The sequence below is a fragment of the Streptomyces sp. NPDC041784 genome (genome assembly GCF_055591025.1).
Genome location: NZ_JBVJAB010000001.1, coordinates 80,282 through 92,160, shown reverse-complemented (window position 1 = coordinate 92,160; position 11,879 = coordinate 80,282). Strand labels below are relative to the sequence as shown.

The following is an 11,879-nucleotide window of genomic DNA, read 5'->3' as shown; positions in this document are numbered from 1 at the left end:
CCGGTCACGACCCGGACGCAAAAAGTCACCGCACGCCCCTCGTGGCGGCGATGTGTCGTACTCCACACTGGGTTCCGGTGCCTGAGTCCTCGGAGCGCGGCCGATCCGTCCCCAGCGGGTCCCACACCCCCGCGGTTCCGCTCATCGCGTACGGGACGGACAGCGGCATGGCCGCCGACTCCGCCCCCGAAGTACCGCTGCCGCCCGCCTCAGCAGCGATCATCCTGGAGGTCGCCCCCGTGCAGACCCAGACCCTGACCCAGACCGACCGCACGACCGCCCGCACGACCGCCCGCACGACCGACGGCACGACCGAAGGCACGGACGCGGACGCCGAGACCGACGTCCTGGTCGCGGTTCCGCCGCAGAACCGTGCCGCGCACCACCCGGAGACGGCGACGGAGCCGGAGGCCGAGCCGGACGCGGAGCCACCCGCCGAGGCGCTGGAAGAGGCCCCGGAGGCCCCGGAACCCGTCGAGGCTCCGCCCGCCCGCGCCCGCGCCACCGAGAGCGCCAGCCCCTCCTCCGACCTGTTCCGCCAGTACCTGCGGGAGATCGGCCGCATCCCGCTGCTCACCGCGGCCGAGGAGGTCGAGCTGGCCCGCCGGGTCGAGGCCGGCCTGTTCGCCGAGGAGAAGCTGGGCAGCACGCCCGACCTGGACAGCGAACTGGCCCTCGACCTCGACCGGCTGGTCGTCATGGGACGCATGGCCAAGCGCCGCCTCATCGAGGCCAACCTGCGGCTCGTCGTCTCCGTCGCCAAGCGGTACGTCGGCCGCGGCCTGACCATGCTCGACCTCGTCCAGGAGGGCAACCTCGGGCTCATCCGGGCCGTCGAGAAGTTCGACTACGCCCGCGGCTACAAGTTCTCCACGTACGCCACCTGGTGGATCCGCCAGGCCATGTCCCGGGCGCTGGCCGACCAGGCCCGCACCATCCGCGTCCCGGTCCATGTCGTCGAACTGATCAACCGGGTCGTCCGCGTCCAGCGGCGCATGCTCCAGGAACGCGGCTACGAACCGACCGCCGAGGAGGTCGCCGACCAGCTCGACCTGGCGCCGGAGCGCGTCGGCGAGGTGCTGCGGCTGGCCCAGGAACCGGTGTCCCTGCACGCCCCGGTCGGCGAGGAGGACGACGTGGCCCTCGGCGACCTCATCGAGGACGGCGACGCCGCGAGCCCCGTGGAGTCCGCGGCCTTCCTGCTCCTGCGGGAACACCTGGAAGCCGTGCTCTCCACCCTCGGCGAACGCGAGCGGAAGGTCGTACAGCTGCGCTACGGGCTGGCCGACGGCCGCCCGCGCACCCTGGAGGAGATAGGGCGCATCTTCGGCGTGACGCGGGAGCGGATCCGGCAGATCGAGTCGAAGACGCTCAACAAGCTCCGCGACCACGCCTTCGCGGACCAGCTGAGGGGCTACCTGGACTGAGCGGGGGCCGCTCCCCGGACGAGAGCGGCCCCCTTCCACCGATCTGCGGACGAACCCCGGTCCTCAGTCGACCTCCGCCACCGCCTGCGCGAACTGCGCCTGGTACAGCCGCGCGTACGCCCCGTCCGCCGCGAGCAGCTCCGCGTGGGCGCCCTGCTCCACGATCGAGCCGTTCTCCATCACCAGGATGGTGTCCGCGTCCCGGATGGTGGAGAGCCGGTGGGCGATGACGAACGACGTGCGCCCGTGCGCCAGCTTCGCCATCGCCTTCTGGATCAGCACCTCGGTCCGGGTGTCGACGGAGCTGGTCGCCTCGTCCAGGACCAGGATCACCGGGTCGGACAGGAACGCCCGCGCGATGGTGATCAGCTGCTTCTCACCGGCGCTGACCCCGCTGCCCTCGTCGTCGATCACGGTGTCGTAGCCGTCGGGCAGGGTGCGGACGAACCGGTCCGCGTGCGCCGCCCGCGCCGCCTCCTCGATCTCGCCCCGGGTGACCTCGCGCGCCGCGCCGTACGCGATGTTCTCCGCGATGGTGCCGCCGAACAGCCAGGTGTCCTGGAGCACCATGCCGATCTCGGCGCGCAGGTCGTCCCGGGTCATCGACGCGATGTCGACGCCGTCGAGGGTGATGCGTCCGCCGGAGACGTCGTAGAACCGCATCAGCAGGTTGACCAGGGTGGTCTTGCCGGCGCCCGTGGGGCCGACGATCGCCACCGTGTGGCCCGGTTCCACGGTCAGCGACAGGTCCTCGATCAGCGGCTTCTCGGGGTCGTACCGGAAGGACACGTCCTCCAGCGCCACCCGCCCGCGCAGCTTCGCCGGACGCTCCGCCGGGACCGGATCGGCCGCCTGCTCCTCCGCGTCCAGGAGTTCGAAGATCCGTTCCGCCGAGGCGACGCCCGACTGGACCAGGTTCGCCATCGACGCTACCTGCGTCAGCGGCATCGAGAACTGGCGGGAGTACTGGATGAACGCCTGCACGTCACCGATGGAGAGCGAGCCGGACGCGACGCGCAGCCCGCCGACCACCGCCACCAGCACGTAGTTGAGGTTCGACACGAACATCATCAGCGGCTGCATGACCCCGCTGTTGAACTGCGCCCTGAACCCGGCCTCGTACAGCGCGTCGTTCTGCTCGGCGAACTGCTGCGCCGACTCCTCCTGGCGGCCGAACACCTTCACCAGCGTGTGCCCGGTGTACATCTCCTCGATGTGGGCGTTCAGCTTGCCCGTGGAGCGCCACTGCTGCACGAAGTGCGGCTGCGACCGCTTGCCGACCCGGGTGGCGACGACCGCCGACAGCGGTACGGTCACCAGCGCGACCAGCGCGAGCAGCCACGACACCCAGAACATCATCGCCAGCACCCCGACGATGGTGAGCAGCGAGTTGACCAGCTGGCCCAGCGACTGCTGGAGCGTCTGCCCGATGTTGTCGATGTCGTTGGTCGCCCGGGAGAGCACCTCGCCGCGCTGACGCTTGTCGAAGTACGACAGCGGCAGCCGCGACAGCTTCGTCTGCACGTCCTCGCGCATCCGGAACATCGTGCGGTTGACGGCCCGGTTGACCAGGCGCGTCGCCACCGCCATCAGCAGACCGGCGACGAGGAACACCCCGAGCGCGAACAGCAGGACCTCACCGACCTGACCGAAGTCGATGCCCTTGCCGGGGGTGAAGTCGGTGCTCTTGAGCATGTCGGCGACCTGACCCTCGCCGCGCTCGCGCATCGAGTCGAGCACCTGCTCCTTGCTCGCGCCGGCCGGCATCTCCCGGCCCACGATCCCCGCGAAGACCAGGTCGGTGGCCCTGCCGAGGATCTTCGGCCCGACGACGTTCAGGCCGACGCTGATCACCACGCAGAACAGCATCGCGTAGAGGGTGAGCCGTTCCGGCTTGAACTGGGCGAGCAGCCGCCTGCCGGACACCTTGAAGTCCAGCGAGCGGTTCTCGGGACCGGCGCCGGCCATCATGCGCCCCATGGGCCCGGCCATCAGGCGGCCTCCGCTTCCGTCAGCTGGGAGAGCACGATCTCCCGGTAGGTCTCGTTGTCGGCCATCAGCTCGCGGTGGCTGCCCGTGCCGACGACCCGGCCCTCGTCGAGGACGATGATCCGGTCGGCGTCGCGGATGGTGGCCACCCGCTGGGCGACGATCACCACGGTCGCCTCGGCGGTCTCCCGCCCGAGTGCCGCGCGCAGGGCCGCGTCGGTGGCGTAGTCGAGGGCGGAGAAGGAGTCGTCGAAGAGGTAGATCTCCGGCCGCTGCACGAGCGTACGGGCGATGGCGAGCCGCTGGCGCTGACCGCCGGAGACGTTCGTGCCGCCCTGGGCGATGGGGGAGTCCAGCCCGTTCTCCAGCCCGCTCACGAAGTCCTTGGCCTGCGCCACCTCCAGCGCCTGCCACAGCTCCTCGTCGGTGGCGTCCGGGTTGCCGTACCGCAGATTGCTCGCGACCGTCCCGGCGAACAGGTACGGCCTCTGCGGGACGAGCCCGACGGTCTTCGCGAGGACCACGGGGTCGATCTCGGCGACGGCGACCCCGTCGACGAGGACCTCGCCGTCGGTGGCGTCGAACAGCCGGGGGACCAGCCCGAGCAGCGTGGACTTGCCGCTGCCGGTCGAGCCGATGACGGCGGTCGTCTCACCGGGCCGCGCCACCAGGTCGACGCCCTTCAGGACGGGCTCCTCGGCACCCGGGTAGCGGAAGCCGGCGCCCCGGATCTCCAGATGCCCGTGCCGGCGCAGCTCGCGCACCGCGGCCACCGGCGGCACCACCGACGACTCGGTGTCCAGCACCTCCTGGACGCGCTCGGCGCACACCTCCGCGCGCGGCACCATCATGAACATGAAGGTGGCCATCATCACGGACATGACGATCTGCATGAGGTAGGCCAGGAAGGCGGTCAGATCACCGATCTGCATCCCGCCGCTGTCGATCCGGTGGGCGCCGAACCAGACCACGGCGATCGACGACAGGTTCACCGTGGTCATGACCACCGGGAACATGAACGCCAGCAGGTTGCCGGCCTTGAGGGAGATGTCGGTCAGATCGGCGTTGGCCTTCCGGAACCGCTCCTCCTCGTAGCCGTCCCGGACGAAGGCGCGGATCACCCGGTTGCCGGTGATCTGCTCGCGCAGGACCCGGTTGACGGTGTCCAGCCGCACCTGCATGGACCGGTACAGCGGCCGCAGCCGCCGCACGATCACCGTCACACAGATGCCGAGTACCGGGACGACGGCGACCAGCACCGCGGACAGCGGCACGTCCAGGCCGAGCGCCATGACGATGCCGCCCACGCACATGATGGGCGCGGACGCCATCAGCGTGAACGCCATCAGGGCCAGCATCTGGACCTGCTGCACGTCGTTGGTGGTCCGGGTGATCAGCGAGGGCGCGCCGAACTGGCCGACCTCCCGGGCGGAGAAGGACTGCACCCGGTCGAAGACGGCCGCCCGGACGTCCCGGCCGAGCGCGGAGGCGGTCCTGGCCCCGTAGTACACGGCACCGATGTTGCACACGACCTGCGCCAGCGAGATGGCGATCATCAGGCCGCCGAAGGACAGGATGTAACCGGTGTCCCCCTCGACGACACCGTTGTCGATGATGTGCGCGTTCAGCGTGGGCAGGTAGAGGGTCGCGCAGGTCTGCAGGAACTGGAGCAGCACCAGCAGGGCGATGGGTTTCTTGTAGGGCCTGAGATAGGTCCGCAGAAGTCGTATGAGCACGCTACGTCTCTCGGATCGGCGGTAGGGGCATTGGTTGCCCCTGGCCCCTATCGTGGAACACTCCACCCGTGTTACCTCAACCCATTAAGCCGAGTGCGGTGTGCTAAGCGGCCTTACGGGTACACGTCAGCGGCCTTACGGATACACGTCACGTGACGTCGGAGGCGCTCCCGAGTCGCCCCTCACACCCGGAACGCCCCGGGATGGGTCTGCTCCCGCACCGACACGTACTGCTGCCGCACCGCCTGCCCCACGGCCAGCTCGTCGCCCGGTTCGAGCACCTGCCCGGCCGGCCCCTGCCAGAGCGGCGGGGTCCGCGGATCGATCGTCCCCTGCGTCACCCCGAGCGCCCAGGCGGCCTGCCGCGCCGCCCCGATCGCCGCGTAGTCGGCGGGCTGCGGTACGACGATCTGCGCGCCGAAGAGCGGGGGCGCCGCCGCCTGCACGGCCGGCAGCTCGGCGGCCGCGCCGAGCAGGAAGACCCGCCGTACGTCCACGCCCCGCCCGCGCAGCACGTCCAGCGCGTCCGCGAGCCCGCACAGCATGCCCTCGAACGCGGCCCGCGCGAAGTGCTCGGGCTTCATGGACTCGCGCCGCAGGCCCGCCAGGGTGCCGGCGGTGTGCGGCAGGTTCGGCGTCCGCTCGCCCTCCAGATAGGGGAGCATGACCAGCCCGTGCGAGCCCGGCGTCGACTTCATCGCCAGCTCGGACAGGCCCTCCAGGTCGGGCACCCCGAGCAGCTCGGCGGCGCCGCGCAGGGTCCGTACGGCGTTGAGAGTGGTGACGACCGGCAGGTGCATGCCCGTCGCGTCCGCCAGGGAGGTGATCATCCCGCTCTGGTCGACGAGCGCCTCGGGGTGCACGGCCATCACCGAGCCGGACGCGCCCAGGGACACCACCGCGTCACCGAGCCCGATGCCCAGCCCGAAGGCGGCGGCCATGGTCTCGCCGGTGCCGGCGGAGATCAGCAGCCCCTCCGGCGTCGTACCGGCCGCCTCGGACGGGCCGATCACCTCGGGCAGCATCACCTGGTGACCGAGGGCCAGCTCGACGAGGTCGGGCCGGTAGCCGCCGGTGGCGGCGGACCAGTACCCGGTGCCGGACGCCCCGCCCCGGTCGGTGGTTCTCCTGACCGGCCGCCCGAGCAGCTGCCACACCAGCCAGTCGTGGGCCTGGAGCAGCACGGCGGTTCGCACCGCGGCGTCGGGTTCGCTCTTCGCGAGCCAGCGCAGCTTGGTCACCGGATGCCCGGCCTGCGGCACGGACCCCACGGCCTGCGCCCAGGCCTCACGGCCCCCTAGCGCGTCGATCAGATCGGCCGCGGCGACCTGCGCCCGCTTGTCACTGCCGACCATCGCCGGCCGAACGGTGTTGCCCTGTGAGTCCAGCGGCACCACGGCGTTCTGCTGCGAGGAGACGCCGATGGCCTGCACCCCTTCGAGCAGCCCGCCGCCGGCGGCCTCACCGAGGGACAGCAGCCAGGCCTGCGGATCGACGTCGCTCGGCCGTGCCCCACCCGCCGGACCCTCGAGCGGATGCGGTGCGTAGCCCTGCCTGAGCACGGCGCCGGAGTCGGCGTCGCAGACGACGATACGAGTGAAATCGGGCGAACTGTCCAACCCGGCGACTATCCCCATGATGAAAATTCTGCCGCACCGCGCGGGGTGACCGTGTCGGCCGTGCGGCCACTAGGTGTTGCTGGTGCCCCAGTCGTCCCCTCCGCCGTCGTGCGCGCTGCGCTCCCGCAGCGACCGCACCCGGCCCGCGACCGCCTCGGGCATCCGCTCACTGACCTTGTCACTGACCGTGTGGTACGCCTTCCCCGCGAACTGGCGGCCCTGGTGCGCGGCCGTCTCGGCGGTGTTGCGTACGGCGGGGTTCTGCGCGACCTGGCGTGCGGACTTCTTCAACTGCTCGTAGCGCTCCCGTCCGGCCCGCGTGCCCAGCACGTAACCCACGGCGAGTCCGACGACGAATGTGAGCCGGTAGCGCATGACGGCCACCCTCTCCCTTGTGTAGGTCCCTGGCACGGTCATCGGCGCCGGGGGGAACCGATTGGCGGAGCACCCCCCTGCTTGCGCTAATGTATGTGTCGCAGCGAGCGAGCGCCCCCTGGCGAATACCCAGGTAGGTACGTTCGATGCAACGAGGCATTCCTCCGTAGCTCAATTGGCAGAGCAGCCGGCTGTTAACCGGCAGGTTACTGGTTCGAGTCCAGTCGGGGGAGCTCGGTCCTCCGTAGCTCAATTGGCAGAGCAGCCGGCTGTTAACCGGCAGGTTACTGGTTCGAGTCCAGTCGGGGGAGCATCGTGAACGAGGACCCCGTAGGGGTCCTTTTTCATGTCGGTGTCACGCCGACGGGAACCGCGCAGGCAGCAGCGCGGTCTCCATGGTCATGCAAGGTCGACCAGCCGAAGCGTGAGATCGTATGAGCGGCTATGCTGCGGCAGACGGCGCGCACACATGTACGCGACACGCCGCTATGGGGCGGTAGCTCAGCCGGTTAGAGCAGCGGACTCATAATCCGTCGGCCGTGGGTTCGAGTCCCACCCGCCCCACTGTGCGCTCCTGTGACCTGCGGAAACGTCTCATCAGGCGTGCGGATTCGGGACTTTGGGCCAACGGATCGCAACCGCGTCTCGTTAGCGCCGGCGGACCGTCTGCAATGAAGATCCACCATCTTGAAGTCGCTGGTCACGGGGCTGGTGTGAGTCGTTGAGCGTGTACTCGTGCTGGTCGAGGAGGCTTGTCGGAGCTCAAGATCCTCTGCCGTTCCGGCGATCACGGATCTGCGGATTTTCCGGCGTGTGCGAGGCGGGTGTCCGTACGACCCGAGCGGGAGGTGCGACTGGTGGCCCAGGACGCGGAGCCGGACCTTCGTGAGCTGATCACGGCTCGCCGGGCCGAACTGGAGGTGCAGGCAGAGAAGTTGAGCCAGCAGCTTCAGGAGGTCCGTGACGAGCTGGAGGAACTGGCCGTCGCCGAGCGCGTCGCGCGTCGGCTGGCCGAGCAGGTACGCACCGAAGCCGAGCGGAAGTCGCACGCTGACGGGCCCGGCAGACGATCTTGGGAGCAGACAACTGCCCCAGACCAGTACGAGCACACGATCGCTCACTCACACCAGCCCCAACGACCTGCGGATTCGAAGTTGGTGGATTTCAGTGACGAGACCGGCCGCCCGGCCCTGGCACTTCGACAAGGACGTCTTGGACGCCCAGGCCGCCGCCGACGGCTGGTACGCGTTGCTGACCAACCCGAGCCCCGAACAGGCCAGCGCCAGGAGGTGTTCCTGCGCTACAAGGGGCAGGGGCTGGTCGAACGCCGCTACCACGACTTCAAGGGCCCGCTCGCCGTCGCACCGTGTTCTTGCAGCACAACCGCCGCATCGCTGCCCTGATCACCGTGATCTGCCTGGCCCTGCTGGTGTTCTGCCTGATCGGACGCCATGTCCGCCAAGCCCTGGGCTCCGAGCAGACCATGCGCGGTCTCTACCCCGACAACCGCGCCGTCCGCCCCACTGGCCGCATGATCTTCTGCCGGCTGTCCAGCCTGACTCTCCGCCCCGGCAGCGTGACCGACGCACCTGTGATCCTCATCAACCGAGGAGTTCAAGCACACCTGCTTGAACTCCTCGGTTGATGAGACACGACCCCGCTGGCTGGAGACCTAACTCCCTATGTGCGAAGTCTCCGGCCAGCAGGAGGCCCGGCAGAAGCGCCGGGCCGATCCGGGGTGCGGCCCGGGGTCCCGGAGCCGGCTATGCCGCGCTCGGCGGGGTTGACTGGAAGTGGCGCCGGCGCGCGCGGAGGAAGGGCACCGTGCTGCTGAGTAGGACCAGGAGCAGGACAACCACGCCCGCGGGGGTGAGCTGGACCGTCACCTGCAGCGTGGTGGGCAGCACGGCCACCGCCACGCCCGCGACGGTCAACCGGTCACGCGTGCCGAAGAGCAGGGCGATCGCGAGGACCCCGGCCCACAGGACCCCGGCCCACAGCGGGCCGATGACGCTGAGAAAAACGCCCAGCGCATAGGGGTAGTACATCTCGACGACCTGCACGCCCGACACCAGGACGGCCGCCAGGGCGGTGGTTCCCATGATCGTGCGGCGTTGTGGCAGGGAGGGGCCGAGCAGATCCCTGGGTGCGGCGAGGACGACGGCGCCGGTGAGCAGCGGCACGGCCAGTCGGACCACTGCGATCGAGGGGTCGCCGTGGAGGCCGGAGGAGGTGAACGTGGCCAGCAGGACGTCGGCCAGGCACAGCACCATCGCCGGCACGACCAGTGCACGGGCCACGGTCCAGCGCCCGGTCCAGACAGCCGCGAGCGCCGCCAGCCAGAGCAGCGGCGTGAGGCCCGTGTTGGCCAGGCTCAGCACATTCGGGAGCGAGGACGCCGGCAAGGTCCGGACGCCGGGGGCGAAGAGCCACAACCGGCCCGCCACGAAGCTACCCGTCGCCACGGCGGCAGCCAGCGGGGCCGCCTGCGCCAGGACCTGACCCGCCATCCGGTCGGAGCCCAGGCCGGTGCGCCGCCGCAGGCCATGGCCGGCGACATCGAGCGCCTCGCGCAGCCGACCGAGCGGGCCGGCATCCTGCGTCGCCTCGGCATAGATCGCGGTCAACTCGGCTTCGTGCTCAGCGCGGTAGGCGGCCGGATGGAGGCGCAGCGCCCAGCGGAACGCGAGTGAGCTGTGCTGCTGCGTCATGCCAGGGCCCCCTTCGGGCGGATGGCGTGGGCGCGACGGGCGGCCAGTCGACGCTCCGCCTCGGCGACGACAGCACGCAGCCGCTCCGTCTCGGCGGCCAGCACGTCTCGGCCGGCCTCGGCGAGGGCGTAGACCTTGCGCGCCCGACCGTCCACGACCTCCTCGCGCTCGACCCGGATCAGGCCCTGCTGGACCAGCCGGTCCAGCGCGCCGTAGAGAGTACCGGTGCGCATCCGCACACGGCCCTGGGAGATCGCGTCGATCTCCTGAATCAGTCCATAGCCGTGCCTGGGCTCGTCGGCCAGGGCGGTGAGCAGGAGCAGCGTCGGCTCTTGAAGCGGTCGCTCATTCATGCCACCTATATATATCAGCGACCGGCATATGTTGTCGATCGATTCATCGTTCTGCCGCCCGGAAGCCCGATCCGCTGCCTGGGGGCCTGGCCGCTGTGGCGGCGGCACGTCAGCGGGCTGATATCGCCCAGTACCCGATCGCACAGATAGTCGCTGGCCGGCTGCACCTCAGCGCCGGATTCGTCGACTACGGCATACGGCGGCACTCCATCCGGGAGCGCGACCGCGCCGCCCACGCGAGGCAGTACTCGACGACCACGCAGAGCTCGTCACGGCGCTCGCGCTCCTACCACCAAGCGCACGGCGAACGGTAGCGAGGCCACCAGCCCGGCGGGCGAGAAAGTGCAGTCAACAGGTCATCCACACCAGGCCAGAAGGCCCTCACCCATTTCAAGATCGCACGTCAATGATCGCTGTCACCAACCTCCGTGGACAGAACACCTTTCCTCACCAAGCTGCGGATGTCGCCCCGTTATGCGACCACGCTGCTGCGGGCCCTGCTCGTGCTGACCAACACCGAAGTCGCACGCTGACGGGCCCGGCAGACGATCTTGGGCACGGACAACCGCCCCCGACCAGTACGAGCACACGATCGCTCACTCACACCAGCCCAAACGACCTGCGGATTCGAAGTTGGTGGATCTTCAATGAGGCGCCGAAGACCGGCGGCAGCTGCCACCAGGCGCAGCTTGGCCTTGGTTGCGCGGCGGGGAGCACTCTGGGAGTCGAGGCGGGGCGATCTACGCTGTCGCGGAAGGTTGAGCTGGGCAAGCCGAGGCGACGAGGGGGCACCGGGTGGAGTGGGAGCTGGGCGTGGTCGGCCTCGGGGCCGGGATGCTGATAGCCGTGGTGACCGCGCCGGTCGGAGTCTCCGGGGCGGTTTTCCTGCTCCCCATGCAGCTCAGCGTCTTCGCCGTGCCCAACCCGGCCGTCACACCCACGAATCTGCTCTACAACGTGGTGGCGGGGCCTGGCGCCCTGCTGCGTTACCGACGCGACGGCACCCTGGCCGGACCGCTCGCGCGCTGCTTGGTGCTGGGCGCCGTGCCCGGCGTGGTCCTCGGAGCGGTCGTCCGCGTGTTCGCTCTCCCAGGCCCGCGCGTCTTCCGCCTTCTGGTCGCGGCGCTGATGCTGCCGCTCGGCATCTGGCTCATCGCCCGGACCCTCCATACTGGGCTTCCGGAGAGCCGAGGCCCTGAGCCTGCACCCCGGACGGTCACCGCCTTGGCGCTCGTCGTCGGGGTCGTGGGCGGCATCTACGGCATCGGCGGAGGCTCGATCCTCGGCCCCGTCCTCGTCGGGCGCGGCGTTCCCGTTCCCACGGTCGCCCCGGCTGCCCTGGCCTCCACCTTCGCCACCTCGGTGGTAGGCGCCATCACCTACGCCCTGCTGTCCCTGGCCCACAGCGGCAACATCGCCCCCGACTGGTTCCTCGGCCTCGCCTGCGGCATGGGCGGTCTCATCGGCGGCTACCTCGGCGCCCGCCTCCAGCCGCACCTGCCCGAGACCTTCCTCCGCCTCCTCCTCGGCGCCCTGGCCGCCGCGCTCGGCACCCTCTACGCGATCAACACGCTGCGCTGATTCCGATCTGAGCAATGGGGGGCACAAGCGCAACGCCGTCTCCATGACAGGGGAAGACATCGGCTGTCCGCGCGCGGCGGCCGGAGGG

Annotated in this window: 11 protein-coding genes and 3 tRNA genes; 8 read left to right on the top strand and 6 right to left on the bottom strand. The window is 70.1% G+C overall.

Annotated elements, in window-relative coordinates; translation table 11 throughout:
• The first annotated feature begins 77 nt into the window (after window positions 1-77).
• A complete protein-coding gene (locus ACZ6D7_RS00450; RefSeq protein WP_469481657.1) occupies window positions 78-1,427 on the top strand; it encodes an RNA polymerase sigma factor in 1,350 nt (449 codons plus the stop codon).
• Window positions 1,428-1,490: 63 nt separating this feature from the next.
• Here ACZ6D7_RS00450 and ACZ6D7_RS00445 read toward each other — a convergent pair whose 3' ends face one another.
• The 4 genes from ACZ6D7_RS00445 to ACZ6D7_RS00430 all read right to left on the bottom strand — a co-directional run bounded on the left by ACZ6D7_RS00445 (window position 1,491) and on the right by ACZ6D7_RS00430 (window position 7,146).
• The gene (locus ACZ6D7_RS00445; protein WP_469481653.1) at window positions 1,491-3,419 is read right to left on the bottom strand and encodes an ABC transporter ATP-binding protein; all 1,929 of its coding nucleotides are present in this window, start codon (window positions 3,417-3,419) and stop codon (window positions 1,491-1,493) included.
• The gene (locus tag ACZ6D7_RS00440) at window positions 3,419-5,152 is read right to left on the bottom strand and encodes an ABC transporter ATP-binding protein (RefSeq protein WP_469481650.1); all 1,734 of its coding nucleotides are present in this window, start codon (window positions 5,150-5,152) and stop codon (window positions 3,419-3,421) included. Before ACZ6D7_RS00440 ends, ACZ6D7_RS00445 begins: the two co-directional genes overlap by 1 nt.
• A 182-nt stretch (window positions 5,153-5,334) precedes the next feature.
• Window positions 5,335-6,789: a xylulokinase gene (locus ACZ6D7_RS00435; protein ID WP_469481648.1), complete on the bottom strand. Its 1,455-nt coding sequence runs from the start codon at window positions 6,787-6,789 to the stop codon at window positions 5,335-5,337.
• Window positions 6,790-6,840: 51 nt separating this feature from the next.
• A complete protein-coding gene (locus tag ACZ6D7_RS00430; RefSeq protein ID WP_469481645.1) occupies window positions 6,841-7,146 on the bottom strand; it encodes a YtxH domain-containing protein in 306 nt (101 codons plus the stop codon).
• 160 nt (window positions 7,147-7,306) lie between these two features.
• Here ACZ6D7_RS00430 and ACZ6D7_RS00425 point away from each other — a divergent pair.
• The 5 genes from ACZ6D7_RS00425 (at window position 7,307) to ACZ6D7_RS00405 (ending at window position 8,791) form a co-directional block, all read left to right on the top strand.
• Window positions 7,307-7,379, top strand: a tRNA-Asn gene (locus ACZ6D7_RS00425).
• 5 nt (window positions 7,380-7,384) lie between these two features.
• Window positions 7,385-7,457, top strand: a tRNA-Asn gene (locus tag ACZ6D7_RS00420).
• A gap of 179 nt (window positions 7,458-7,636) precedes the next feature.
• Window positions 7,637-7,710 (top strand) — tRNA-Ile (locus ACZ6D7_RS00415).
• 293 nt (window positions 7,711-8,003) lie between these two features.
• Complete coding sequence (locus ACZ6D7_RS00410) at window positions 8,004-8,549, top strand: hypothetical protein (RefSeq protein ID WP_469481642.1); 546 nt, start codon at window positions 8,004-8,006, stop codon at window positions 8,547-8,549.
• The gene (locus ACZ6D7_RS00405) at window positions 8,513-8,791 is read left to right on the top strand and encodes a hypothetical protein (RefSeq protein WP_469481639.1); all 279 of its coding nucleotides are present in this window, start codon (window positions 8,513-8,515) and stop codon (window positions 8,789-8,791) included. Before ACZ6D7_RS00410 ends, ACZ6D7_RS00405 begins: the two co-directional genes overlap by 37 nt.
• Before the next feature lie 118 nt (window positions 8,792-8,909).
• On the opposite strand, the gene ACZ6D7_RS00400 is transcribed toward ACZ6D7_RS00405, so the two are convergent.
• The gene (locus ACZ6D7_RS00400) at window positions 8,910-9,857 is read right to left on the bottom strand and encodes a hypothetical protein (RefSeq protein WP_469481636.1); all 948 of its coding nucleotides are present in this window, start codon (window positions 9,855-9,857) and stop codon (window positions 8,910-8,912) included.
• Window positions 9,854-10,210 carry a PadR family transcriptional regulator gene (locus tag ACZ6D7_RS00395; RefSeq protein WP_189944291.1) on the bottom strand — a complete coding sequence of 119 codons (357 nt, stop codon included), beginning with the start codon at window positions 10,208-10,210 and terminating at the stop codon, window positions 9,854-9,856. Before ACZ6D7_RS00395 ends, ACZ6D7_RS00400 begins: the two co-directional genes overlap by 4 nt.
• 95 nt (window positions 10,211-10,305) lie before the next feature.
• On the opposite strand from ACZ6D7_RS00395, the gene ACZ6D7_RS00390 reads away from it, so the two are divergent.
• Both ACZ6D7_RS00390 and ACZ6D7_RS00385 read left to right on the top strand, forming a co-directional pair.
• On the top strand, window positions 10,306-10,524 hold the full coding sequence (locus ACZ6D7_RS00390) for a hypothetical protein (protein WP_469481633.1): 219 nt from the start codon (window positions 10,306-10,308) through the stop codon (window positions 10,522-10,524).
• Window positions 10,525-11,044: 520 nt separating this feature from the next.
• Complete coding sequence (locus tag ACZ6D7_RS00385; protein ID WP_469482972.1) at window positions 11,045-11,791, top strand: sulfite exporter TauE/SafE family protein; 747 nt, start codon at window positions 11,045-11,047, stop codon at window positions 11,789-11,791.
• Window positions 11,792-11,879 lie beyond the last annotated feature (88 nt).

What these genes read in the sequence shown, in the direction of transcription:
- ACZ6D7_RS00445 (WP_469481653.1), bottom strand. Translation starts at nt 3,419, where the DNA reads ATGGCCGGGCCCATGGGGCGCATGATGGCCGGCGCCGGTCCCGAGAAC.
- ACZ6D7_RS00435 (WP_469481648.1), bottom strand. Translation starts at nt 6,789, where the DNA reads ATGGGGATAGTCGCCGGGTTGGACAGTTCGCCCGATTTCACTCGTATC.
- ACZ6D7_RS00430 (WP_469481645.1), bottom strand. Translation starts at nt 7,146, where the DNA reads ATGCGCTACCGGCTCACATTCGTCGTCGGACTCGCCGTGGGTTACGTG.
- ACZ6D7_RS00400 (WP_469481636.1), bottom strand. Translation starts at nt 9,857, where the DNA reads ATGACGCAGCAGCACAGCTCACTCGCGTTCCGCTGGGCGCTGCGCCTC.
- ACZ6D7_RS00395 (WP_189944291.1), bottom strand. Translation starts at nt 10,210, where the DNA reads ATGAATGAGCGACCGCTTCAAGAGCCGACGCTGCTCCTGCTCACCGCC.
- ACZ6D7_RS00385 (WP_469482972.1), top strand. Translation starts at nt 11,045, where the DNA reads ATGCTGATAGCCGTGGTGACCGCGCCGGTCGGAGTCTCCGGGGCGGTT.